The organism is Gottfriedia acidiceleris (assembly GCF_036421055.1).
GTDB classification, from domain to species: Bacteria; Bacillota; Bacilli; order Bacillales; family Bacillaceae_G; genus Gottfriedia; species Gottfriedia acidiceleris_C.
The window spans coordinates 63,558-87,806 of sequence record NZ_JAZGQS010000010.1; the positions used below are offsets into that span (position 1 = coordinate 63,558).

Here is a 24,249-nt window from a genome sequence, read left to right on the forward strand (position 1 = left end):
ACTTTTGTCAGAATCCCTTTTACTTTTCATTTATGATTAAATCCAAATAGACATTTCTTTTGTAGAAAAACGAGTTGTATGATGTCCTGGTACTTTTTCTTTACCAATGGCAATCAACATTGTTGGAATATAGCGATCATCAGTTAAAAAAGCTTCTTTAAACGCTTGTTCGTTAAATCCGCCGATTGCACAAGTGTTCCAACCTTTTGCAGAAGCAGCCATTATTAATTGCATACCAGCAAGAGAAGAATTCAAGATACCTTGTTCACGATTACGTTGCTCTGTAGAATAAGCATTTTCAACGTTTGCTTTTAATTTGTCTTTTGCTTCTTGAGTCATAAAACCAGCTTCCACAGCAGGTCCGAAAACTAAGTCAACATTTTTGGCTGATTGTGTATCGGCTAATACAGCAATTACACATGAAGCATCTTTAATCTGACCTTGGTTATATGCAATAGGTAATAATTTACCTTGCGCGTTTTCACCATGGAATACAACGAATTTCCAATGTTGTAAATTCCAAGCAGATGGTGCAGTCATTGCAGCATCAAGAAGTTCAGTAATTTCGCTACTACTGATTTCAGTAGAAGAGTCGAATACTCGAGTAGAGTTACGTTCTTTAATCATTTCAAAAAATTGTTCGTTTTTCATATGAAAATACCTCCAAAAATTAGGTGCATTAGATACATTTTTATGTACTTTTTTAATATAGATAGTTCCATTATTAGAGTCAACAAATTAGTGTTGAAATAACCTAAATTTAATTTGAAATAAGTTTTATTTTTCTTATTTTTTTATAAGAAGAGCTCAGGCTTTTTTATTAATATTTTTTATGTTAGTTTATTTATGGATATTAAAAGAGGAGTGTGTAATATGGAAGCAATTAATTTAAAAGATTTACAAGTTGGATTTATCGGAATTGGCGTTATGGGTAAAAGTATGGCAAAGCATTTAATCAATGCAGGTGCAAAATTACATATTTATAATCGTACAAAAGAAAAAGCAAATGAGTTAATTGATTTAGGAGCAACTTGGTATGATACCCCTAAAGAATTAGCACCAAATTGTCAGGTTATTTGTACGATGGTTGGCTATCCAAGCGACTTAGAGGAAGTATATTTTGGCGATAATGGGATCATCCAATCAGCTTCAAAAGGAACAACCTTTATCGATTTTACAACTTCGACACCAACTTTAGCTAAAAAAATTGATGAGCTAACAAAATCAGTAGGTATGTCATCATTAGATGCACCTGTGTCAGGTGGAGATTTAGGTGCAAGAGAAGCTAGATTAGCAATTATGGTTGGTGGAGAAGAAGAAACTTTTTATAAAATGTCTGCATTATTTGATGTTTTAGGAAAAAATATTGCGTATCATGGAAATGCTGGTAGTGGACAACATGTAAAAATGTGTAATCAGATTGCTATAGCTTCAGGTATGTTAGGAGTTTGTGAGGCCCTAGCATATGCTTCATCAGCAGGATTAGACGGTGAAAAAGTGTTAGGAAGTATTTCTACGGGTGCAGCTGGTAGTTGGTCATTATCTAATTTAGCACCGCGTGTTTTAAAAGGTGATTTCGAGCCAGGGTTCTATATTAAACATTTTATAAAAGATATGGGAATCGCAATTGAAGAAGCCGAAAAGATGGAATTAAATCTACCAGGACTTTTACTTGCAAAAAAATGCTACGATGAACTATCTAAAAATGGTTTAGATGAGAAAGGTACACAAGCACTTTATACTTTATACGATCCGTCTCACCACATTCAATAATAAAATGAATAGAGGTTAACAAGTGCAAAATTTTCAACTTGCAAAGTTTTATCAACGATTAAGTGCGTTTATATTCGATACGTTTATCGTTTCAGTAGCTTATGGCATCATTATCGCTATTATTACGATGAATCCAGAGAAGATATTAAGTCGATTTAATTCTACATCAGGAAATTCAACGCTTGATTTAATCGTTATTTTAATAATCATGATCATATTATTTGTAGTTATACCACAATTTAATAAAGGGATGACTTTTGGTCAAAGAATTTTAGCTATTAAGATGATAAAAGATAACTATGAAGAAACGACAATCATACTTTTTTTCATACGTTTTATCTTTATTGCCGGAATATCAGTTCTATTTTTAGGTGTACCACTAATCGTTAATGTCTATTTAATGTTATTTAGAAAAGACCATAAAACAATTCAGGACTTGTTATTTAAAACAAGAGTAATACAAGCTAGATAAAAAAGGCAGGGGAGGATTAAGAAATCCACCCCTGCTTTTTTATTTTAATTTCTAAGGCTAGTTACAAACTCTTCTAATCGATCGCATGCAATCTCTAGTTCTTTCATTGAATAAGCATAAGATAAACGAATAGATGAATCCCCATATTCAGAAAAAGCTTCTCCAGGAATAACCGCTAGATTATGTTTTTCTACTAGATTTAGTGCGAACTCCATGGAGGGCATATTGAATTCTTTAATTGATGGGAATAAATAAAATGCACCTTCAGGCTTAATACAAGGTAGGCCCATCTTTTCTAATCGATCAATCATATAATTACGTCTTATTTTATATTCCTTTGCCATTTCAATTGGAGAATCAATGCAATCAGTTAATGCTGAAATTGCTGCATATTGTGAAATTGATGTAGCGCATGATACGTTATACTGATGCACTTTTAAAATTTCCTGAGCTAGATAAGCAGGCGCATAGATAAAACCAATTCTCCAACCTGTCATAGAATGTGATTTACTAAGACCGTTTATGACAATTGTCTTTTCTCTCATTCCAGGATAACTTGCAATAGAAGTATGAGCCGTATCATATGTCAGTTCACTATATATTTCATCTGATAAAATGAATATATCTTTCTGAGATAAGTAGTTAGCTAAATTCTCAAGTTCCTCTTCCGTTAATGTGACGCCTGTTGGGTTATTTGGATAAGGTAAAACAATACAACGAGTTTTTTCAGTGATTTGTTCTTCAATTAATTCAGGTGTAATTTTAAACCCACTATTGGATGTATCTACATAAACTGGTTTTGCACCACATGTTTGAATAATTGGTGCATAGCCAGGGTAGATTGGTGCAGGTAGAATAACTTCACAGTCATCGTTAAGGATTGTTCTGAATGTAACATCGAGTGCTTGACTAGCCCCTACTGTAACGATTACTTCGTTTGCTGGATCATATGATAAAGAATATTTTCTCTTTAAAAAATTAGAAGCAGCATTTCTAAGTGCAGGCAGTCCTGCATTAGGAGTATAGACCGTTTGATTTTGATTAATTGCATCAATAGCAGCTTCTTTAATAGGTGCTGGAGTAGGAAAATCAGGTTGACCCAATGTTAATGCAATGACATTGTCATATTTTTCAATTTTTTGGGCAAATTTTCTAATACCGGAGATTTGAATTTCTTTTACACTTTCGTTTATATATCTTTTCATTTTAAATTCCTCTGCTTATTATTTTTATATTAAAATTAAACCTTTTAATCGTACTATTCAATGAAATTTTCTTCATTTTACCATATAATAAAAAAAGTATTTAGTAGTGAAATAATTTGATTGCCTAAAGAAGGTGAGTAAAACTTGTTACAAGTAATAGGAATAACTAAAAATAAAGAAATCGAACGCAATATAACAATTGCAGATGCAAAATCAACTAATTACTTATGGTATTGGGTAGATATTAATGAACCGACTGAAGATGAGATTCAACTTTTATCAACCGAATTTAACTTTCATCCTTTAGCAATTGAAGATTGTCTGGAATATGTACAACGACCTAAACTTGACTACTATGAAGGATATCATTTTTTAATATTGCACGAATTAAATAAAGTAGACCTTGAGGAGACGGAAATAGATATTTTTGTAAGTGATCATTATGTTATCACATTTCATATCCATAAAAGTCCGACTGTACAACTAGTTTTAGATAATATAATGTCAGATCGTCGTGCTTCGAAGAGTCCACTTCATTTAACTCATCGCATTATTGATGAGCTCGTTGATAGTTATTTTCCACTAATATATCGTTTGGAGGATGAGCTATCAGAACTAGAAATTGATCCATTAAAGAAACAAGTAAATAATGCTGTAGAAAGATTATATGATATTAAATCGGATTTATCGAAATTAAGAAGGACGATTTTACCAACTCGTGATTTATTATATCGAATCCTTAATTCCAATCGATTTAAAGATATATCTGAACATCGAATTTATTTTGAAGATATACACGATCATTTAATGAAGCTTTCGGATATGATTGAGACGAATCGAGATTTAGCTTCCGATATTCGAGAAAGTTATTTTTCATTAAGCTCAGAAAAAATGAATAATATAATGAAAACATTAACAATCATATCATCTTTCTTTTTACCACTAACGTTTATCGTTGGTTTATATGGAATGAATTTTCATTATATGCCCGAATTAACATGGAAATATGGATACTTATTTATTTTAATTTTAATGGGATTTGTTACGATTCTAATGTACATATTTTTTAAAAGAAAAGGTTGGTTTTAAGTCGTTAAGCACTTAAGCTTGACGACTTTTCTTATATTTTAGAATACTTTGTAATAATGTGTCTTTCTATGTAGAAATGTTTTTTTCGAATTTTTTGTATTAATAATTAGAAGTTTAAATAACTATGTTATAATTTGTTGAAAGAAGGGGTGGGGGACACTTTAATGCTGCAATTAAAAGATTTATTAATTCAATTTGCAATCATAATCATTCCGGTCTTTTTATACGAAATGTTCTGGCTTAGTCGATACCACAATACAAGCCCAAAACAAAATAGAATATTAGTTGGATTGCTAACTTTTTTTAATATTTTTATTTGCTTGCTTTACCCAATTCACATTAGTGAAAGCATGGCTATTACTTTTAGTATTTTATTAATCTATTCATCTATTTTATATGGTGGAAGATTAATTGGAACGATTATTATTTTAACGAAAGCAGTTTTTGTGTATTTGCTATATGGTTTAGCATCTTTGAAATCCTTTCCATTTGAATTGATTTCGTGTATATTACCATTTATTGTTTCACCACATTGGGTTAGTTTTTCTAAACGAAAGAAATTTGCTTTAAGTATTTTAATGCCAATCTTATTTTCGTTCAGTATGGTCTGTTTGCTTTATTATGAAGCAACGGTAAATGGTATAAAAGAGTACCAATCAGATCAAACAATTATTTCAGCGTGCATATTTTTTACTGTTCTAACCATTACAATGCTGTTTCATGTTTATTTAAGAGAGTTTTTATTTGAAAATGCTGAAATTCGTGTTCAAATGCAGAAATCAGAGAAATTAAATATGGTGAGTGAACTTGCGGCGAGTGTAGCTCATGAAGTTAGAAATCCATTAACAGTTGTAAGGGGTTTCATTCAGTTAATTGAGAATCAAGAAAGTGGAACGAATAGAGAATATATGAAACTTGTATTAGCTGAACTAGACCGCGCAGAAAATATTATTTCGGATTATTTAAACTTAGCTAGACCTCAAATTGAAGAAAAGAAAATAATCAATATGACTGAACAACTAAATGAAGTAACAACATTAATGTCAAGTTACGCCTCTCTGCAGGGTGCTTTCTTACAAGTAAATGTAAATGAGGATATGTATACTGTTGGAGATCGAGCTAAGCTTAAACAAGCAATCATTAATGTTCTAAAAAATGGTGTTGAAGCTATAAAAGACACGAAGGGCTATATTAAAATTGAAGCAAATATAGAGAAAGTAAGAGATAGAGAATACATACGAATTGTAGTGAAAGATAATGGAGTAGGTATGTCAAAAGCACAATTGGATCGGTTAGGACAACCTTTTTATTCATTAAAAGAAAAAGGAACAGGTCTAGGACTTATGGTTACTTTTAGTATTATCGAAGCCCATAAGGGAACAATTGAGTATTTAAGTGAAGAAGGCAAAGGTACTGAAGTTCATATTGTATTACCAGCATATCTTCAAGAACAGAGTGAAGAGGTATAATGTAAGAATAAAGAGAAGGGAAAATTCCCTTCTCTTTTCAAACTAAAAATCTATAAATTTCATGAGATAGTAAGAATGCTAAATAATAAACAAATTATTTTACTGACTTAGGTTTAAAAAAGAGTGACTTAATTGCATTTTTCCAATCTCTTTCTTTTGAAGCGGCTACCATCTTCTTTGTTTCCTGTAATTCTCTAATCATCCTCATTAATTGAGCATCTCGACCAGATTCTTTTGTTTTGATTTCTTCAAACATTTGCTCTAATTTTTCATCTTTTTCTTCAATTACAGTTGCTAACCCTTGAAGCTCTTCACTTTTTTCTTCAACTGAATATAATATTTTTTCTAACTTTTGATCCTTCTCCAAGTTCTGTTTGATTAATGTCTGATTTTGAGTTAGGATTTGTTCATTTTGATAGGCTAGATTCGTAATTTGGGACATAAACTCTTCAAACATAATTTGATTAGAATTTGAAGGTACAAAAGTAGTAACATTCTCTTTCGTAACAATAGGTTCCGTTACTTTGTTTGATTCATTTAACTTTGAAAGAACTACTTCATCAGGTAGTTTTTTATTTTCCTCAAGTACTTGTTCAACAGTCATTTCTTCAAAACGATATTCTTGGACTACTTCATCCTCGTATTTTTGATCTGTCTGCATTGATAATGCACTAGAGACTGTCAGATGCTCTTCTTTTTGTACAGATTGGTCGATGACGACTTCTTTAATTATTTCTAATTGTGATACGGAGTCTACAAATATCTCATTATTTTGTGAATAAGATTGCTCTATTACGCATTCATCAATTGTTTCTAGCCTGGAAAGTGATTCTTCTAAATGCTTTATATCTTGTGAAGTTATTTGACTGATCTCTACTACTTGGATTTGTTCAATTTGGGATACAGACGCTTCTACAGGTGCTTCTTCTTGTAAAAATGAATGATGGATTAATTCCGAATCAATTGTTTCAATATGGGAATTTCCTTCTTCAACAATCTCATTCTTATATACTTCAATTAATTCCATGTCATTCTCAATATTTTTATGTATGTTATTTTCTAGAGGAATATTCGAGGTATTATTTGTAACAATTTCATTATTTTTTTCTATTATTTCATTCTCAATTGCAGTTGTTTCAATTACATGAACGTCAGTTTGATTTTGAAGAGACTGGTAATTTAAAGCGTATTCAACTGATTGTAAAAGATTTTCATTTTTTTGGTACTCTTTCATAATCATTTGAAATAATTCAAAATCGTTTTGATTATAGATCCTAGTATCTTGGTTCTTTGTAAAATGATATTCTTTCTTTTCTAATTCCTTACTAATCTCTCTTACGCGAGATTTACCTATTTTTAATTTCTTTGAAATGTCTTTACTTGTAAAAATTACTGACATTTGGAATCCTCCTGAATAATATGTGTTTTTAGAACATTCAATACAAAGTTAAATTTTTCCTACCTAATCTACTTAAAATAATTCTACAATGTATAACAAAGTCCATATGATTACTAAAATTTAAATCAATATATGAGGAAAAATAGTGAAAAATAGAAAATATTACCTAAAATTTAGCATAAATTCGACTAAAAAAAAGGGAGTGACTTAATGTTTAATCACTCTCAAACCAAATCTTTAAATTTGTAATCTAATCTATCAAAAAGTAGACATAAAGTAATCTATTATTCCGAATTTGTTTGCTTATTTGTTTTTTCTAAGCCTGCTTCTTGAAGTGCAGCCTTTTGAGCTTGTCCTTTTTTACCTAAATAATTATGCTTAGCACCGAAGTATAAAATGTAAAGGAATGAAATTATATTAATTACAGCTTCAATTTGTTCATTATTTAGGAATTTAAACCCAAAAGAATTTAGTAACAATTGAAGTGCAAATAAGAACCCAGCAACATAACGAATAATATCTTGTAAGTTATTATTACCGAACATATCAATCACCCCCTATTCATATAGTATGCTTGTCTCAAGTATTAGGTGAGACAAATCTACTAGAATATGAGAGGGATATAATGAAATTCCGTCTATTTAAATAAAAAAGGGAAGTATTGAAAAACCTTTAATTTAAGGTTTTATAATCTTCCCATTTAATCTATATTAACGTTATTTTAGTAAGAATTGTTTCTACTTATTTCTCTTGCTTACCTTTATTTTTACGAATTGGTTCACTCGGAAAAGTAAATGTAGAGTTATTTAGAAATGAAGAAGCTCTTAAAAATTGCCCTGGGGTATTTCTTCGGTAGTTATTAGATCCGTTTTTGAAATGGTTTTCAGATCTAACGTTTTGAATACCTAAGAAATGATGAAGTATTTTTTTTGCATAGCTTAATGACATGGATACTTTTGGGTTACGATGAGTATTTTCTAATATTCCTAAATGCGGTAGAAGTTTAAAGTCTTCTTTTAAAGGTGGTATATGAAAGAAAAAATCTCCACAAGCAATCAACACATCAGATTGTTGTTTACTTGACTTGGGATTATTTGAAAAATGCAATCCAACTTTCTTAGCAATTCCTTTATCAATAAGCTTTAATATAGCTTGTCTTTTTAGTGAATATAGTTCACTTGGTTCAAGTGCTGTTTTAGCATGTTTATTTACAACAAATATTGCCTGAAAAATTTCTTCATTTGTAAAATTTAGTTTATTCAGGCTAGGTTCTTTCGATTTCATGCTTCTTGGTTACCTCCGAAAAATAATAGATATGAGTATATTATATCTTTAGTTTAAATTTTTTCAAATCAAATCTGGAGAAGTGGTTATAGAATAAAAAGCTAATCGAAATAATATTCATTAATGCGACTAGCTTTTTTATTTAATTAGTATGGATAAGGTCCTATGTTACCTGGCGAATTTAATCCAGCATTACTCGGTAAATAAGCGCCAGGATTTACAGGTGGGTAAGGTTGTTGGTATCCAGGGTACCCACCACCGAAGCCACCACCGTACGGAGGATATGGTGGATAAGGTCCATATGGCGGATAATAAGGTGGTCTAAACGCTAGTGCACCTAATGCGAATCCGCCCGCTAATCCCGCTAATCCTCCAATTATTGGCAAAAATGGAAAAAAAGGAACAAAGCGTTGTTCGTTATGATCAAAATAGTATGATGGAGTATGATCTTCTCTATAGTAGTGATATAAATTAGGGTGATATTGATAATTCATGTATTAACCTCCTCTCTTGTCTTCAATATTAGTGTATGGAGTACTAAAATAATTGAGCAAGTACCCATAAAAATAGGTAACCAACCTAATATGGGTGAGAACTGTGACGGATTATAATTCTTAAACAATTTTACTTTTTAATTTGGCCTGTAATTTCAATTGATACGATTTCAGGTGGAGTAAATAGTCGTACTGGTAGCTTAGTTGTTCCAATTCCATTTGAAACGACTAAATGACTATTAAACTTATTTGATAGGGTGTAAACACCTCGGTTGTATTTCTTTGCATATGGAGGCATTATAAAGGACTTGTATAAAGGTAAATAGATTTGTCCGCCATGGCTATGTCCAGACAGCTGAAGATTTATCGGATAGTTTTTTGTCAAATCAGCAATGTCAGGTTCATGTGCAAGAACAACTGTATAACTATTTTTTTGAATTCGTTCTAAAATGTCTTTATATTGTTTGTTTCCTAACATATAGTCATCAAGACCGATAAATGAAACTTTTTGTTTTTGAACGTAATAAGTTTTTTCTTCGTTTTTTAATAAAATAAAATTGCTTTCGGTTAACAGATCTTCGTATTGTTCAGTAAAATAACCACCATGATCATGATTACCGTATATTGCAAGTTTTCCTATTTTTGGATTCAGTTTTTTTAAGAGCAAAATAACATCATGCTTATAGGAAAACTTTCTTATATCACTAACCAAATCCCCAGTAAATAGAATAAAATCAGGCTTCATTTGGTTTATATTATTTACGACCTTTTTAAATCGTTCGATATCTTTTTTATTATTAAAATGAGTATCAGAGATTTGTATTAATTTAATAGTAGTACTAGAATTTAATTGATTGTCTGAAAAACTTAAATGCTTGGTTCGAATTGATGTTGGCTCAACATAGACTGAATAATAGATTGTACAAATTAATAGTAAAAAAAATGATGTAAGTTTTATTTTCAATTGTCCCCCCGACCTTTTTAAAGAAATAAATACTGCATACTATATTAAATAGTTTAATTGTTAAAAATATTCTCAAAATAACAAAATGTTGTTAAACTATAGAATACAAAGGGAGTGATACGAGTGAAGGATAAGGTTGTGATCGTTACTGGTGGCTCTAGTGGTATGGGGAAAGCAATGGCTATGCGTTTTGCAAAGGATGGTGCAAGGGTGGTCATTGCCGGAAGAGATTTAGAAAAATTAATTAATGCAAAAGAAGAAATTGAACAATTTAATGGTCAAGTGTTACCAATCGCTATGGATGTACGGGATCCTGAATTAATTAAAAATATGGTAAAGGAAGTTGATCAAGCATTTGGAACGATAGACTTCTTAGTAAATAATGCGGCCGGTAATTTTATTTGTGCTGCAGAGGATTTGTCTGTAAACGGTTGGAACACGGTTATAAATATAGTTTTAAATGGAACCTTTTATTGTAGTTCTGAAGTAGGCAGGTATATGATACAACATAAAATTAAAGGTGCGATTACAAATATAATTGCTACATATGCTTGGGATGCGGGTCCCGGAGTTATTCACTCTGCATCAGCCAAAGCTGGCGTTCTTGCTATGACAAGAACATTAGCCGTTGAGTGGGGGAGGAAATATGGAATTAGAGTCAATGCGATTGCTCCTGGACCTATTGAGCGTACAGGTGGAGCAGCTAAACTATGGATTTCTGAGGAATTAGAAAACCGTACAATACAAAGTGTACCACTAGGCAGGTTAGGTACTCCAGAAGAAATAGCGGGACTTTGTGCATATTTATTTTCAAATGAGGCTGGTTATATTAATGGTTCTTGTTTTACAATGGATGGAGGACAGTCCTTACATCAATACCCATTTTAGAAGGAGGTTCAAAATGGATCCTTTAGACGTAATAAGTAACTTAGATAAAGTCGTACCATATTTTCAACCAATATATGGAGCCGATACACAAAATTGTGTAGGAGTAGAGGTTGTTGGTAGACTAAAACTTGAAAATTTACACAGCCTTGAATTCTTCTTTGCAAATGATTTGGTGCCAGATGACTACTTATTAGAGGTTGACAATCATATCTTAATTCAAGCTCTAGATGAAGTTGTACAATCTAAATTTGATGGTGGTATTTTTATTAATCGTCACCCTTCAGCGCTTCTATCAGATGACCCTGAAAATCTTTTATCGATTTTACAATCATATGAAGAAAAGGGCATCCAGCTTAATAAAATTGTCATTATTCTCCAGCATCAACTTTTTTATGGTTTTGAGAAAGAACTAAAAAATTTGATTACATATTATCAAACTTATGGTATTAAATTTGCGATTAATAGCGTAAATGAGAAGTTAATTAACTTAGAAAAACTTCGGTTTTTGTCTCCTGATATCATTAAAATCGATTTTAAAATGGTTCAACAACTTCATACATCATCATTTCAAGATTTATTAAATTCCGTAATTTATGTGGCAAGAAAAGTAGGAGCATCGATGTACTACGATGGAATAATCGACTCAATTCAATTAAGAAATGCATGGAAGAATGGTGGAAGATTCTATCAAGGCGCATACTTGTTTATACCACAGCCATCAATTAGTCAATTAAATCATGAATGTGAGCCACTAAAGAATGATATCCTAAAATATATTCGAGGCGAAAAGAACAAATTAATTGCGCTTAGAGATATGACTAATTTAATACAGCAAAAAGTCGAATCGACAATTAATAAATTTAAATTAGGAGAGGATTTAAATTCATTTTTAATTAATATATCAAGTGAATTAAATTCCTTTTGTTTTAGAATGTATATTTGTGATGAGGATGGCTTTCAACAATCTGCTAACTTGTTTAAAGTTAATGGTGAAAAGTGGGAGCTTCAAGAAAAGTATAAAGGTCGAAACTGGAGCTGGAGACCGTATTTTTTAGAAACCGTTTTGAAAATGCAATCAAATGATCAGGGACAATTATCAGATATGTATAGAGATATTGAAACAGGTGAAAAGATTCGAACGTTTTCTTATCCAATGAATAATGGAAGCTATTTATATATTGACTTAAGTTATGATTTTTTATTTAAACATAATGAGTTACTTTTTTAATGACGCTCTTATAACATTAATTCAAAAAATGACTGTCGCTTTGAAAAAGGCAGTCATTTTTTTTATGATGAAAAAGTTGTCAATTTAATAAGTAATGTACTTAGATTTCCTCTACAGGTTGCTCGCTTTCCTTATGGCATGAGCTGAGCAACTCCGTACTTGAGTGGTCTTATCCTTCATTTGATTAGATGCTAAAAAAGGTGGTAAATAATTTATTTAAAACAAGAAAAGACAAGTACAATTGGTATTCTTTGTCTTCTTAAAAACTCTTCTTCGCTTTTAAAATGTATTTGTTTTGGAGTTCCTTCATGTAATTGATCGATCTGGAATCCGGTTTTTCTTAAAAGATTAAAATATTGTTCGATTGTCCGATGGTATTTGACTACTACTTTATTTATCCACGGTTCTTTTCTTTCGCCAGTTCGAAAATAATCGTCTACAATCCAATTTTCGCGTCGATCTCCAGCGAGTTTGCTTATAAAGAAGGCAGTAGTTAATGGATGTTGTACACTAAATACAAAATGGCCGTTTTCTTTTAAGCTGTTAAATATTTTTTGAAATACTAGCTCGATATTTGAAATATAGTGTAGTGCAAATCTAGAAGTGATAAGTTCAAATGAATTCGTAGGAAATTGATAATCCTCAATTGAAGTATGATAGACGGTACCTATTGTATCTTTTAAATTGGTCAATGCTACTTTAATCATGTGGTCTGATCCCTCAATACCTGTATAGCTTTTAGCTCCAAGTAGTAATAGTTCATTACCGAAGGATGCGTCTCCACAACCTAAATCTAATATGTTTTTTCGATTAACATTCCCAATTAGTTCATGGATGATTGGTCCCTCGATTGCCATGTTAGGGCTATCATCTCTATTCTTTCGTCGAATATATTCTGAAAAAAAATCATCTTGATTGTAAACAGTTGATCCACGATACTCCATACTAACACTCCTTAACCGTTCAAAATTATAAAAAATTGAAAAGTTGACACAAATTATTCAATTTTAACATTAAATTTGATTTAGAAAAAGGGAGAAATTACCCTGAAAAATTCTGATTACGAACATAGAGCGTTAGTTGATCAAAATCAAAAATCGACGAATTCATATATAATAGCCTATTTAAATTAAGAGTAGTGTTTTTCTCTGTCAACTAATGTAAAAAAGATAAGAACGATTCGTATAGTAAATTTCAATATAATAATGATACGATTAGTAAAAGTTCAGCCCAAGGAGGATTTTATTTGAGAGGACTTATTTCGAAAGTTCTTTTTGCATCGTCCGTTATGTTTTTTGTTTTTCATTTTATAGGAGTAGGGTAATGAGAAACTATTTTAGGACAAGTCCTTGAAACAATCTTTAAAAACAAATGTAGTATTGATTGATAAAAAACACCTAAATGAATGTTCATTTAGGTGTTTTTAATTTGAAAAGGGAGTTAATGGATATTCGACTATCGTTTTTGTAATGCGGCTTCAATTTGCTCCATCTGAACGCCTCTAATTACCTCATCATCAATTATTAAAGTAGGGGTTGAGAACGAATCTAACTCAAACATCATTCTTTTTTTAGCACTTTCATCTTGTGATACGTTATATTCAATATAAGAAGCATTCATTTCCTTTAAATAATTTTTCAAAAATTCACAAGGAGGGCATCCATCTTGTGTGAATAATTCAATCTTCATAAAACGACATCCTTTTTATTTTTTCTTAAAGCATTTGAATAAAACTATTATGACATAGAAAAAGATAGGATAGAAAGAAATTTGTTTTTTTGTGAAACGACTATTTTTCTTGAATTTATCTTGAAATACAAGTATTCTTATAAATGGACACTTACATAGCTGAAATCTATCAGAAGTTTTTTGGATAGAAATTGTAAGAAAGTAAAACCTATATTTAGGGAATGACACATGGTAGAAAGGAGTTCTAATATGTCTTTATTATTAGGAATTTTAGAACGCTTAGAAAGTTTAAAACAACAAGCTACGAACGGTGAGGTTGCTCAAAGATATTTTGAAGTTAACGGTGAAAGAAAGTGTAGCGTAAAGTATTCTGAGAAAAATGAAACATTTGAATTAGAAGTATTTCAACAAGGTGAAAAACCACAAACGTTCCCATTCGATAATATCGATATGGTTGCAATTGAAATATACGAAATTATTTCATAAAAAAGGAAAAAACAAGCTTAGCTTGTTTTTTCTTTTTTTTTTTAATATTTTATTACAAAATAGTAAGGTCGTGCTAATCCCAATTCTTAATGAATACATTATTATTATGTATTGTTATGAAAAGGGAGGTCATATACGTGAATAAAGATCAGTATCGATTTTACAATGTAAGTGAAAGAAATATGAGTTTTGATCATGTAGTTGATCGGCTATATCACTTTGTAAAAAGTGATCCTAATAAACAATATCGACTTTCCATTGGAACAGATTCTCAAGTTCACAGTAATGGAACAAAGTTTATTACAGCGCTTCACCTGCATAGGGTAGGTAATGGAGCATGGGGATGTTTACATACTTGTTGGCATCACAAGAAAATCCGAAATTTAAAAGAGAAAATATTTCTAGAAACTATGTATAGTCAGGAAATAGCTTTTTTATTATCACCCTTTCATTTAGAAAAAATTTTTAGCCCTCTTCATGAAAATGCTAATTCGAATAATTTTAGTTTTGAGATTCATCTTGATATTGGTACGATGGGGTTAACGAAAGAGTTTATACAAGAAATGACATCTAAAGTAAGTGCAATGGGCATCATTCCTAAGATAAAACCTGATTCTTATACAGCATTTAGTTATGCAAATAAATTTACAAAATAAGAAGTTTAAACTAAATAAACATTGATTAAAATGAGAATTAGGAGGGATGATGGATGCTAAGTGAACAAAATTTCACAGAAGAAGAATTATCTTTATTGGTCGATACAGTGATGAAACAAAATTATGCAATTGAACTCATTTCATCACAGATAACTGATATAGAAAATGGTTTAATGGATGCAGGCGAGGATCAATACGAAAGATTAATTCATTTATATCAAAAATTAAGGGATTTAGGGTTATGAAGACAAATATAGATGAACGTTTAGATAATAAATTATTTATCTAAACGTTTTTTTGTTTTTTGATTAGTTATAGTTAAATAAGTAAATTTTTAAGAAAAGTTAAATTGGAAAGGGGTTTCAAATCTGATAATATAGGAATGGGGACAAGGTCCTTAATCGAATAAAATAATGGATAGAATTTTTTCTATACAGTTGATAAGCAAAGTTGTATGTGTATCTATTTGATGATTATTTATGATTAGATAATTTCTACCATTTTTAAATACTTTTGCTTTTCTATTGGGGGACGATGTTTTTGATTAGTATTGATGGTTCACAATTTTTTGAACATAAAGTAGAAGAAGTCATTATTTCAAGTGAAAAAGTAGCTCATGTGCAAATTGGTAATAGTTTGGAGCATGCTTTATTAGTACTTACAAAGTCTGGATATTCATCAATTCCAGTGTTAAATCCAAAGTTTCAGTTGCTAGGTTTAATTAGTACATCTATGATATTAGATGGAATACTTGGATTAGAAAGAATTGAATTTGAACGTTTAAGTAATATGAAAGTTGAAGAAGTAATGGGTACTGAAATACCTTTGTTAAAAACGACTGATACACTCGCTAAAGGGCTTGAATCTGTAGTTGATCATCCTTTTGTATGTGTGGTTGATGCGAATAATACTTTTGAAGGTATATTAACTCGTAGAGCGATCTTAAAACAATTGAATAAAAATGTGAGAAGATATAATAAGCATTAACCACTAAAAAAGTAAGTCATCATCAAATTGACTTACTTTTTTAGTGTTGAAGAGTCTGATCATCTAAGGTATAAAGGCAAGGGGGGATTATGTGCAAATTGATGATATACGTTTAATAATTACTTTGTCTGAAGAGAGGAATATGAGGAAGGCAGCAGAGAGGTTGTTTGTTTCTCAACCAGCTTTAAGTCAAAGGCTACAAAATTTAGAAAAGCAGATTGGTAGTGAATTGTTTATTCGTTCTCAAAAAGGATTGATTATTACTGCCTCTGGTGAAATCATATTAAATTACGCGAAAAAGATGGAAGAAACGTATCAAACAATGTTAGAACAGTTACAAATTTTAAAATCCGATATATCTGGTACTTTAAAGATTGCCGTTTCATCTGTTGTTGCGCAATACTGGTTACCACCAGTTTTGAAAAAATATGTATCAAGTTATCCAGAAGTACAAGTTTCACTTTTTACCGGTTGGAGTAGTGAAATTACAAATCGATTATATGAAAATGAAGTTCATCTAGCAATTGTACGAGGAAATCAAAATTGGTTTGGAGAAAAGGAATTACTTTTTTCTGATGAATTATTATTAGTTGATACCAAAAAACATAGTCTTGAGGAATATAAAACGATACAAAGACCATTTATTCAGTTTAAGAGTAATTCAAATTATTATCAACTCATTCAATCATGGTGGTATGAGCATTTTAATTCATTACCAAAACATGAAATTGTAGTCGATCAAATAGAAACATGTAAGCAATTTGTATTGAATGGACTAGGCTTTGCGATTTTACCTTCCTCTGTATTACATGATGTTAGTGATGAAAATATTATAAAAACACCTTTAATGACAAAAGAACAATCAGGATTATATCGCGATACATACTTACTTTATAATCGAGACGCGATGAAATTAAAACAAGTAGAAGGATTTATCGAATCAATTCGAAAAAAAAATAAAGATTAATCGACAAAATGTTGCTAGTTGCTTATTAGATTTGATAGAGTATTCTTATTGATAATAATAAAGGGGGCAATTCATTATGAAATTAATGGACGCAAATGAAATAATTGCATTTATTGCAAATAGCACAAAAAAAACACCTGTAAAGGTTTATGTAAAAGGTCAATTAGAGAAGCTTACTATTTCTGAGTCAGTTCAATCATTTATTTCACAAAATTCTGGCGTTTTATTTGGTGAGTGGGATGATGTTAAAGTAATCCTAGAAGAGCAAAAAGAATACATAGAAGACTATGTAGTAGAATCAGATCGTCGTAATTCAGCGATTCCTCTTTTAGATGCTAAAGGGATTAAAGCTCGTATCGAGCCAGGTGCTTTCATTCGTGATCAAGTTACGATTGGTGACAATGCAGTTATTATGATGGGTGCTGTTATTAACATTGGTGCTGTAATTGGTGAAGGTACAATGATTGATATGAACGCAGTACTTGGTGGGCGTGCTACAACAGGTAAAAACTGTCACGTTGGTGCTGGTGCCGTTTTAGCTGGCGTAATCGAGCCACCATCAGCAAACCCAGTTATTCTTGAAGATAATGTACTAATTGGTGCTAATGCAGTAGTTTTAGAAGGTATTAAAGTAGGTGAAGGGGCAGTAGTAGCTGCAGGTGCAATTGTTACTGAAGACGTTGCTCCATACACTGTGGTTGCAGGTGTTCCTGCTAGAAAAATTAAAGATATCGATGATAAAACAATTTCAAAAACTGAAATCATTCAGGCTTTACGACAACTAAATCAATAATAACAAGAAGAGAGCGTAGAATTTATTTTTCTACGCTTACTTTATAGACATTTACTAAAATATGAGTTCAGACTGATTACAAGCATTTGACTTTCTAAGCGTGAAGTCTGATAAGGAGTGAAGTTACCATTTAGACGGTAATTTAGCACCCCACAGGCTTTGCCAATCAACGAAGAAAGCCGTTTGGTGAGCAGTCTGAAAGCTTAGAATTCATATTTCTACGCTTTTTTTGGAGGAGTTAAAATGGATTCATTTATTAAAATTAGACGGGATTTACATTTAATCCCAGAACTTGGATTTCAAGAATTCAAAACACAAGCTTATTTATTAGAATATTTATCTAGTTTAGATCAAGAAAGAATGGTAATTGATACATGGAGAACAGGTATTTTCGTTCGGGTAAAAGGGTTAAATGCTACTAGAACGATTGGTTACCGTACAGACATTGATGGATTACCAATGAAGGAAAATACAGGTTTAGAGTTTTCTTCAATTCATGAAGGAAATATGCATGCCTGTGGTCATGATGTACATATGAGTATTGCTCTTGGTGTTCTTACTAACCTTGTTAATGAGCCAATAAATGACGATGTCGTATTTATTTTTCAACCTGCAGAAGAAGGTCCTGGAGGAGCGGAACCTTTACTTAAAAGTGAAGAATTTAAACCTTTTAAACCGGATGTAATTTATGGTTTGCATATAGCGCCTGAATATCCTGTTGGTACAATTGCAACGAAACCTGGTATGTTATTTGCTCATACATCAGAGCTCTTTATTGATTTTCATGGCTTAAGCGGACATGCAGCTTTCCCTCATTTAACGAATGATATGATCGTTGCATCAAGTCATTTTATCACTCAAGTACAATCGGTTGTATCAAGAAATGTTAATCCATTAGACAGTGCTGTCATTACGATTGGTAAAATAACTGGTGGAACAGTTCAAAACGTTATTGCAGATCATGTTCGAATAGAAGGTACGATGCGAGCATTAAGTGAAGAAGCGATGCTAAAATTAAAAAATAGAATTGAAAGTCTTGTGAATGGATTTCAAGAGAGTTTTCAGTGTAAAATAGAAGTAGATTTTGGAAGTAATTACTATGGAGTAATAAACGATGAATCGTTGACGAATGAATTCTTTCATTTTGCGAAACAATATGACGGTATTGAAGCCATCCTATGCAATGTTGCAATGACAGGTGAAGATTTTGGTTATATGACAAAAGAAATTCCAGGCCTAATGTTTTGGATTGGCGTAAATTCAGAATTCGGACTCCATAACCAAAAATTAAACCCAGATGAAAATGTAATTCCTTTAATGATTCGATTTATTTCGGATTTTATGAAACAAAATCAATGAAAATGATTTTCAGTTAATAATAATTATAAATTAATATTGACTTTAAATAAGTAGTTTACTATAATATCATTTGTATGATAAATAGTTACATAAATATTGGAGGTAAAAACGATGGCAGAACGTTTAGTAGGAAAACAAGCACCACGCTTTGAAATGGAAGCAGTTTTAGCAAATAAAGAATTTGGTAAAGTAAGCTTAGAAGAAAACATGAAAAACGATAAATGGACGGTATTATACTTCTATCCAATGGACTTCACTTTTGTATGTCCAACTGAAATCGTAGCTATCTCTGATCGTTACGACGAGTTTGAAGATCTTGATGCAGAAGTTATCGGTGTTTCTACAGATACAATTCACACTCACTTAGCATGGATCAACACTGATCGTAAAGATAATGGATTAGGACAATTAAAATATGCATTAGCTGCAGATACAAACCACGCTATTTCTCGTGACTATGGCGTATTAATTGAAGAAGAAGGTATTGCATTACGTGGATTATTCATCATCAGCCCAGAAGGTGAATTAATGTACCAAGTAGTACACCACAACAACATCGGCCGTGAAGTTGATGAAGTTTTACGTGTACTTCAAGCTTTACAAACTGGTGGACTTTGCCCAGCTAACTGGAAACCAGGTCAAGCAACTCTATAATTCACAGTCAATTAAAAATTAATGTCAAAGGTCTAACTTATAGTTAGGCCTTTTTAAACACAATAACGAAAAGTGAAAGGCGGTTGTTCAGACCCGACAAGCATAAGGTAATGACCTCGAGGGTCTAACGCCTGGAACTAGACTAAACGAAAAGTGAAAGACTTTTTGCTTTTAGCCTAAAATTAGAAAAACACTAAAAGTAAAAAAGCACCCTTAGAACTAATGAAACAAGTAGGAGGACTATAAAATGAGACTACGCTCACCAATGCCTGAATTAGATGGTGCAACAACAGTATTAAATGAAGAAATTCAAAGAGAAAACCTAATCGGGGACAAACCAACATTAATTCATTTTTGGTCTGTTAGTTGCCATTTATGTAAAGTAGCAATGCCAAATATTAATGCTTTTAGAGATGAGTATAAAGATCGATTAAATGTGGTAAGTGTTCATATGCCTAGATCTGAAGATGATTTAGATATTGATAAAATTAAAGAAGTTGCAACAGAACACGGAATTACACAAACAATTTTAGTTGATAACCAACATACAATTACAGATGCTTTTGAAAATAAATATGTACCATCATATTACGTATTTGATAAAACGGGTGTATTACGCCACTTCCAAGCTGGAGAAGGCGGAATGCCAATGTTAGAAAAACGTGTTAATCGAGTACTAGATGAAGCGGCAAAAGTAGAATAGTTTTTTGATTCAATCATCACTTAGGGAGACTTTTTTTAAAGTCTCTTTTTTGTGTGTAGACAAAACCCAAAACGTGAGATTGGAGATTGTTAAAATATATTTTAGAATAGTACGGACATTTATTTAAAATTTATCCATAAGGTTCTGACCCTTGTAGAACAATTTATAGTTTTTCCGTTAAGCAGTAGTTCTCTTCGGAATGATGATTGGTGCCAAGATTAGTTTTTCATATTTGAGTAGTTCATTGGAACGAAAGGGTGCTCGATTTCTGTGGGATATGGGAGGAGGCTTAAGAGTCTTTGTCCCGCGAAAAGTGAGCACCGTGTAGTGGAATTCAATATCACAATTCAGATTTAGTTGACAACTTCTTTTTACCACAATCGTAGACTTTTTTTGCGGCCTTTTTTCTATTCATTTAAATCTTACCTTGAAACTAGTAGAAAGCGTATTTTATAGGTATAATTAAAGAAAACTAATCTTTAGTTTCAGGAATTATTCTGTAGGAGGAAAAAAGTTTGGAGATTCAAACAATCGCAATCTTTATCTTATGGTTGTTTTTATATGCCTACATGATTATTGCTTCAATTGATTTTGGTGCAGGATTTTATGCGTTTTATGCGATTACAACTAAAGAAGAACCAAAATTAATTGGCTTAATAAATCGACATCTGTCATCTATTTGGGAACTTGCTACATTATTTTTCATTTTCTTTTTTGTAGGAGTTGTTGGTATTTTTCCTAGGGTAGCATATTATTATGGTGTTCCCCTATTAGTTCCGGGTAGTGTAGCAATGATTTTTTTAGCAATTAGGGGATCGTTTTATACTTTTCAGCAATATGCAGAAAATAGAAGTAAGTTCTTTTTAATTTTGTATGGTGCAACAAGTCTATTAATACCTGTTACATTATCTACAGTTTTAACAATTTCTGAAGGTGGATTTATTATTGAGAATGGAACAGATATTCGATTTTATCCATTTAAATTAATTACGAATTTTTATTCTTTATCTGTTATGCTATTGGCGGTATGTTCAGTCCTATTTATTAGTGCAATGTTTTTAATTTATTCTGCAAAATTAATAAATGATTCGGAATCGGAAACTAAATTAAGGAAATATGTACTAGTCTGGTCATTGCCAACAATTATTTCGAGTATCATCGTATTTTTATCAATGAAGTTACATAATAAAGTTCATTTTGATCGAATGCATAATGTATGGGAATTCTTTTTGATCTCTTTGATTTGCTTTTGTATTGCAATTTATTTTGTTATGAAAAGAAAAAGATATGGTTTAGCTTTTATATTAGTATTATTGCAATATTTCTTCGCATTTTTTGGGTATGGAATCAGTCATCTGCCATTTATTTTATATCCTTATTTAAGAATCGAAACAAGTTTTGCTAAGAGTAGTTTAGCAATTGTACTAATTATTCTGTTTGTTGTATTTTTTATCTTATTTACTGTGTATTTTATATTTTTAGTTCTTAATAAACCTTTTTTTATGAAAGTGTTTTTAAAAAGTAACGAAAAAAATGACTTTCAAGATTAATAAAAAAGGGCTATTTCAAAAGTAGTTTGACTTTTGAAATAGCCCTTTTATCATGTACTAATGATTATACTTCCATAATAATTGGGAGAATCATTGGTTTACGTTTTGTTTTTTCGTATAAGAAAGGTGATAAAGTATCAGTAATTTCATTTTTTATCTCAGACCATTGAGAAGTTTTACGTTCCATAATTTTGTTTAAATGAGTAGAAATCATTGCTTGTGCTTCATTTATTAAATCGCCACTTTCTCTCATATAAACGAAACCGCGTGAAATGATATCTGGTCCTGCCGAGATTTTAAATTCCTTCATATCGATGCTTACGACAACGATTACAAGACCTTCTTCAGATAAAATTCTACGGTCTCTTAAAACGATATTACCAATATCACCGATACCGCTTCCATCAATATAAACATTACCAGAAGGCACTTTACCTGCGACCATTGCCTCATCTGCACGAAGAGCTAAAACCTCACCATTATCCATGATAAAGCAATTTTCTTCAGGAACGCCACAGTCCATAGCAAGCTTAGCATGCATTCGCTGCATTCTATATTCACCGTGAATTGGCATAAAATACTTAGGTTTCATCAGTCTAAGCATTAATTTTTGCTCTTCTTGACCACCATGACCACTAGTATGAATATCATTTAATGATCCATGAATTACTTCAGCACCAGCACGGTATAGTAAATTAATTGTACGATTTACGCTCATTGTATTACCTGGAATTGGTGAAGAAGAAAATACTACAGTATCTCCAGGAATAATTTGAATTTGACGATGTGTACCATTTGCTATACGTGATAATGCAGCCATAGGCTCACCCTGACTACCTGTACATAAAATGACTAATTGATTAGCTGGAATACGATTAATTTGAGATGCATCAATAAATGTATCCTTAGGACATTTAATATAACCTAAATCATGGCCGATCTCGATATTCGCTTCCATACTTCTACCAAAGACAGCAATTTTACGTCCAGTTGCAATAGCTGCTTCAACTACTTGCTGAAGTCGATGAATGTTTGATGCGAAAGTTGCAAAAATAATTCGACCGTCTACTTTACGGAAGATTTCATTGATCGTATCTCCAACTTTTCTCTCAGACATTGTAAAATGAGATACTTCACTATTTGTACTGTCAGAAAGTAGACATAAAACGCCTTCCTTACCAATCTCAGCCATTTTTGTTAAATTAGCTGTTTCTCCAACTGGTGTAAAGTCGAATTTAAAGTCACCTGTATGAACAACTTGTCCTTGAGGAGTTTTCACAACAATTCCGTAACAATCTGGAATACTGTGAGTAGTACGATAAAAAGTTACGCTAGTTTTTCTAAATTTAATGATGTCGTCTTCTTTTATTTCAATTAATTTAGCTTTTCTTAAAAGACCGTGCTCTTCTAGTTTATTTTTAATTAAGCCTAGAGCAAGTTTTCCACCATAAATTGGAATGTTTAGTTCTCTTAATAAATATGGAATACCACCAATGTGGTCTTCATGTCCGTGAGTGATAAATAAACCTTTAATCTTTTCCTCATTTCGAACTAAGTAGGAATAATCAGGTATAACATAGTCGATCCCTAGTAGCTCATCTTCAGGGAATTTGATTCCGGCATCTATTAATATAATTTCATCTTGATATTGTACTGCGTATGTATTTTTACCAATTTCCCCTAAGCCACCTAGTGCGAATACGGCAGCTTGATCATTTTTAAGAAATTTCATAAATTACGCTAGCTCCAAAATTTTAAAGCTTTCACTTTGTTTTTCGAATTCAAGATGAGCACCGGTTAAAGCTTGAACAAGCTCAATATTATAATTGAAAGGTAATAATTTCGCACGAACTTCTCTTTCACTATCTGCTTCTACATAAACTGTTTTAGTTTTTTCTCTTACAGGTACCTCTAATGGTAATTCCTGATAGTATACTTTAAAAATCATTTAAATCTCTCCTTGTCAAATCACTATCTTCTCAATATTATAAGTGATTTTCTATATATTTTCATTCTTTTTATTGAAGATTACCTAAAATACGGTCATTTTAAAAAAAAAATTGAAATTATTGAGATATATTTCTTCTTTTTCAAAAATTGGTTTAGCCGCTTTTTTAATTTTTTTTTAAGTTTACGTAAC

General features: G+C 31.5%; 27 protein-coding genes. 16 read left to right on the plus strand and 11 right to left on the minus strand.

From position 1 onward, the window contains the following. Positions 1-36 precede the first annotated feature (36 nt). Positions 37-651 carry a nitroreductase family protein gene (locus RAH41_RS15920; RefSeq protein ID WP_331223844.1) on the minus strand — a complete coding sequence of 205 codons (615 nt, stop codon included), beginning with the start codon at positions 649-651 and terminating at the stop codon, positions 37-39. Positions 652-882: 231 nt separating this feature from the next. On the opposite strand from RAH41_RS15920, the gene RAH41_RS15925 reads away from it, so the two are divergent. Both RAH41_RS15925 and RAH41_RS15930 read left to right on the plus strand, forming a co-directional pair. Further along, entirely contained in the window at positions 883-1,773 is an 891-nt protein-coding gene (locus RAH41_RS15925) for an NAD(P)-dependent oxidoreductase (RefSeq protein ID WP_331224043.1), read from the plus strand. 22 nt (positions 1,774-1,795) lie between these two features. Then, the gene (locus RAH41_RS15930) at positions 1,796-2,245 is read left to right on the plus strand and encodes an RDD family protein (RefSeq protein WP_331223846.1); all 450 of its coding nucleotides are present in this window, start codon (positions 1,796-1,798) and stop codon (positions 2,243-2,245) included. Between the two features lie 44 nt (positions 2,246-2,289). Here the strand turns inward: RAH41_RS15930 and RAH41_RS15935 are convergent, their stop codons facing one another. Then, positions 2,290-3,450, minus strand: a complete 1,161-nt coding sequence (locus RAH41_RS15935; protein WP_331223848.1) for an aminotransferase A — start codon at positions 3,448-3,450, stop codon at positions 2,290-2,292. Between the two features lie 144 nt (positions 3,451-3,594). On the opposite strand from RAH41_RS15935, the gene corA reads away from it, so the two are divergent. Beyond that, positions 3,595-4,539 (plus strand): magnesium/cobalt transporter CorA, encoded by a 945-nt coding sequence (corA, locus tag RAH41_RS15940; protein WP_331223850.1) that lies wholly within the window; start codon positions 3,595-3,597, stop codon positions 4,537-4,539. 164 nt (positions 4,540-4,703) lie between these two features. Then, positions 4,704-6,008 carry a HAMP domain-containing sensor histidine kinase gene (locus tag RAH41_RS15945; RefSeq protein ID WP_331223851.1) on the plus strand — a complete coding sequence of 435 codons (1,305 nt, stop codon included), beginning with the start codon at positions 4,704-4,706 and terminating at the stop codon, positions 6,006-6,008. 94 nt (positions 6,009-6,102) lie between these two features. Here RAH41_RS15945 and RAH41_RS15950 read toward each other — a convergent pair whose 3' ends face one another. The 5 genes from RAH41_RS15950 to RAH41_RS15970 form a co-directional block, all read right to left on the minus strand. Beyond that, positions 6,103-7,407, minus strand: a complete 1,305-nt coding sequence (locus RAH41_RS15950) for a DUF3967 domain-containing protein (RefSeq protein WP_331223853.1) — start codon at positions 7,405-7,407, stop codon at positions 6,103-6,105. Between the two features lie 284 nt (positions 7,408-7,691). Further along, on the minus strand, positions 7,692-7,952 hold the full coding sequence (locus tag RAH41_RS15955) for a phage holin (protein WP_331223855.1): 261 nt from the start codon (positions 7,950-7,952) through the stop codon (positions 7,692-7,694). A 196-nt stretch (positions 7,953-8,148) separates the two neighbouring features. Beyond that, positions 8,149-8,691, minus strand: coding sequence for a YkyB family protein (locus tag RAH41_RS15960; protein ID WP_331223857.1), 543 nt, complete (start codon positions 8,689-8,691; stop codon positions 8,149-8,151). A 146-nt stretch (positions 8,692-8,837) separates the two neighbouring features. After that, positions 8,838-9,185 carry a hypothetical protein gene (locus RAH41_RS15965; protein WP_331224058.1) on the minus strand — a complete coding sequence of 116 codons (348 nt, stop codon included), beginning with the start codon at positions 9,183-9,185 and terminating at the stop codon, positions 8,838-8,840. 130 nt (positions 9,186-9,315) lie between these two features. Next, on the minus strand, positions 9,316-10,149 hold the full coding sequence (locus RAH41_RS15970) for a metallophosphoesterase (RefSeq protein ID WP_331223858.1): 834 nt from the start codon (positions 10,147-10,149) through the stop codon (positions 9,316-9,318). A gap of 123 nt (positions 10,150-10,272) precedes the next feature. On the opposite strand from RAH41_RS15970, the gene fadH reads away from it, so the two are divergent. Next, a complete protein-coding gene (gene fadH / locus RAH41_RS15975; RefSeq protein ID WP_331223859.1) occupies positions 10,273-11,037 on the plus strand; it encodes a 2,4-dienoyl-CoA reductase in 765 nt (254 codons plus the stop codon). A 13-nt stretch (positions 11,038-11,050) separates the two neighbouring features. Then, on the plus strand, positions 11,051-12,265 hold the full coding sequence (locus RAH41_RS15980; protein ID WP_331223860.1) for an EAL-associated domain-containing protein: 1,215 nt from the start codon (positions 11,051-11,053) through the stop codon (positions 12,263-12,265). 212 nt (positions 12,266-12,477) lie between these two features. Here the strand turns inward: RAH41_RS15980 and RAH41_RS15985 are convergent, their stop codons facing one another. Continuing rightward, a complete protein-coding gene (locus tag RAH41_RS15985; RefSeq protein ID WP_331223861.1) occupies positions 12,478-13,209 on the minus strand; it encodes a methyltransferase domain-containing protein in 732 nt (243 codons plus the stop codon). A 511-nt stretch (positions 13,210-13,720) separates the two neighbouring features. Next, positions 13,721-13,954, minus strand: coding sequence for a glutaredoxin domain-containing protein (locus RAH41_RS15990; protein WP_331223863.1), 234 nt, complete (start codon positions 13,952-13,954; stop codon positions 13,721-13,723). 249 nt (positions 13,955-14,203) lie between these two features. Here RAH41_RS15990 and RAH41_RS15995 point away from each other — a divergent pair, with 249 nt between their 5' ends. From RAH41_RS15995 to RAH41_RS16040, 10 genes are all read left to right on the plus strand, one after another. Further along, positions 14,204-14,440 carry a YkuJ family protein gene (locus RAH41_RS15995; protein WP_056474223.1) on the plus strand — a complete coding sequence of 79 codons (237 nt, stop codon included), beginning with the start codon at positions 14,204-14,206 and terminating at the stop codon, positions 14,438-14,440. 182 nt (positions 14,441-14,622) lie between these two features. Continuing rightward, the gene (locus RAH41_RS16000) at positions 14,623-15,096 is read left to right on the plus strand and encodes a ribonuclease H-like YkuK family protein (protein WP_387324921.1); all 474 of its coding nucleotides are present in this window, start codon (positions 14,623-14,625) and stop codon (positions 15,094-15,096) included. Between the two features lie 53 nt (positions 15,097-15,149). Then, complete coding sequence (gene abbA, locus RAH41_RS16005; RefSeq protein ID WP_331223866.1) at positions 15,150-15,341, plus strand: antirepressor AbbA; 192 nt, start codon at positions 15,150-15,152, stop codon at positions 15,339-15,341. A gap of 295 nt (positions 15,342-15,636) precedes the next feature. After that, positions 15,637-16,083, plus strand: coding sequence for a cyclic-di-AMP-binding protein CbpB (gene cbpB / locus RAH41_RS16010; protein WP_069035530.1), 447 nt, complete (start codon positions 15,637-15,639; stop codon positions 16,081-16,083). 91 nt (positions 16,084-16,174) lie between these two features. After that, positions 16,175-17,050: a LysR family transcriptional regulator gene (locus tag RAH41_RS16015; RefSeq protein ID WP_331223869.1), complete on the plus strand. Its 876-nt coding sequence runs from the start codon at positions 16,175-16,177 to the stop codon at positions 17,048-17,050. 76 nt (positions 17,051-17,126) lie between these two features. Next, positions 17,127-17,843 (plus strand): 2,3,4,5-tetrahydropyridine-2,6-dicarboxylate N-acetyltransferase, encoded by a 717-nt coding sequence (gene dapD, locus RAH41_RS16020; protein ID WP_331223871.1) that lies wholly within the window; start codon positions 17,127-17,129, stop codon positions 17,841-17,843. A 243-nt stretch (positions 17,844-18,086) separates the two neighbouring features. Further along, positions 18,087-19,202, plus strand: a complete 1,116-nt coding sequence (locus RAH41_RS16025) for an N-acetyldiaminopimelate deacetylase (protein ID WP_331223873.1) — start codon at positions 18,087-18,089, stop codon at positions 19,200-19,202. 111 nt (positions 19,203-19,313) lie between these two features. After that, entirely contained in the window at positions 19,314-19,856 is a 543-nt protein-coding gene (locus tag RAH41_RS16030) for a peroxiredoxin (protein ID WP_098846969.1), read from the plus strand. 247 nt (positions 19,857-20,103) lie between these two features. Next, positions 20,104-20,559 (plus strand): TlpA disulfide reductase family protein, encoded by a 456-nt coding sequence (locus RAH41_RS16035; protein ID WP_331223877.1) that lies wholly within the window; start codon positions 20,104-20,106, stop codon positions 20,557-20,559. 515 nt (positions 20,560-21,074) lie between these two features. Next, positions 21,075-22,109: a cytochrome d ubiquinol oxidase subunit II gene (locus RAH41_RS16040; protein ID WP_331223879.1), complete on the plus strand. Its 1,035-nt coding sequence runs from the start codon at positions 21,075-21,077 to the stop codon at positions 22,107-22,109. A 64-nt stretch (positions 22,110-22,173) separates the two neighbouring features. On the opposite strand, the gene rnjA is transcribed toward RAH41_RS16040, so the two are convergent. Both rnjA and RAH41_RS16050 read right to left on the minus strand, forming a co-directional pair. Then, complete coding sequence (rnjA, locus tag RAH41_RS16045) at positions 22,174-23,841, minus strand: ribonuclease J1 (RefSeq protein ID WP_331223881.1); 1,668 nt, start codon at positions 23,839-23,841, stop codon at positions 22,174-22,176. A 3-nt stretch (positions 23,842-23,844) separates the two neighbouring features. Beyond that, a complete protein-coding gene (locus RAH41_RS16050) occupies positions 23,845-24,057 on the minus strand; it encodes a DNA-dependent RNA polymerase subunit epsilon (protein WP_056468578.1) in 213 nt (70 codons plus the stop codon). Positions 24,058-24,249: the final 192 nt, after the last annotated feature.

Excerpts from the sequence above, each read along its gene's own strand:
- RAH41_RS15920 (WP_331223844.1), bottom strand. The coding sequence starts at position 651 with ATGAAAAACGAACAATTTTTTGAAATGATTAAAGAACGTAACTCTACT.
- RAH41_RS15935 (WP_331223848.1), bottom strand. The coding sequence starts at position 3,450 with ATGAAAAGATATATAAACGAAAGTGTAAAAGAAATTCAAATCTCCGGT.
- RAH41_RS15945 (WP_331223851.1), top strand. The coding sequence starts at position 4,704 with ATGCTGCAATTAAAAGATTTATTAATTCAATTTGCAATCATAATCATT.
- RAH41_RS15950 (WP_331223853.1), bottom strand. The coding sequence starts at position 7,407 with ATGTCAGTAATTTTTACAAGTAAAGACATTTCAAAGAAATTAAAAATA.
- RAH41_RS15955 (WP_331223855.1), bottom strand. The coding sequence starts at position 7,952 with ATGTTCGGTAATAATAACTTACAAGATATTATTCGTTATGTTGCTGGG.
- RAH41_RS15960 (WP_331223857.1), bottom strand. The coding sequence starts at position 8,691 with ATGAAATCGAAAGAACCTAGCCTGAATAAACTAAATTTTACAAATGAA.
- RAH41_RS15965 (WP_331224058.1), bottom strand. The coding sequence starts at position 9,185 with ATGAATTATCAATATCACCCTAATTTATATCACTACTATAGAGAAGAT.
- RAH41_RS15980 (WP_331223860.1), top strand. The coding sequence starts at position 11,051 with ATGGATCCTTTAGACGTAATAAGTAACTTAGATAAAGTCGTACCATAT.
- RAH41_RS15985 (WP_331223861.1), bottom strand. The coding sequence starts at position 13,209 with ATGGAGTATCGTGGATCAACTGTTTACAATCAAGATGATTTTTTTTCA.
- RAH41_RS15990 (WP_331223863.1), bottom strand. The coding sequence starts at position 13,954 with ATGAAGATTGAATTATTCACACAAGATGGATGCCCTCCTTGTGAATTT.
- RAH41_RS15995 (WP_056474223.1), top strand. The coding sequence starts at position 14,204 with ATGTCTTTATTATTAGGAATTTTAGAACGCTTAGAAAGTTTAAAACAA.
- RAH41_RS16000 (WP_387324921.1), top strand. The coding sequence starts at position 14,623 with ATGAGTTTTGATCATGTAGTTGATCGGCTATATCACTTTGTAAAAAGT.
- abbA (WP_331223866.1), top strand. The coding sequence starts at position 15,150 with ATGCTAAGTGAACAAAATTTCACAGAAGAAGAATTATCTTTATTGGTC.
- dapD (WP_331223871.1), top strand. The coding sequence starts at position 17,127 with ATGAAATTAATGGACGCAAATGAAATAATTGCATTTATTGCAAATAGC.
- RAH41_RS16025 (WP_331223873.1), top strand. The coding sequence starts at position 18,087 with ATGGATTCATTTATTAAAATTAGACGGGATTTACATTTAATCCCAGAA.
- RAH41_RS16030 (WP_098846969.1), top strand. The coding sequence starts at position 19,314 with ATGGCAGAACGTTTAGTAGGAAAACAAGCACCACGCTTTGAAATGGAA.
- RAH41_RS16035 (WP_331223877.1), top strand. The coding sequence starts at position 20,104 with ATGAGACTACGCTCACCAATGCCTGAATTAGATGGTGCAACAACAGTA.
- rnjA (WP_331223881.1), bottom strand. The coding sequence starts at position 23,841 with ATGAAATTTCTTAAAAATGATCAAGCTGCCGTATTCGCACTAGGTGGC.
- RAH41_RS16050 (WP_056468578.1), bottom strand. The coding sequence starts at position 24,057 with ATGATTTTTAAAGTATACTATCAGGAATTACCATTAGAGGTACCTGTA.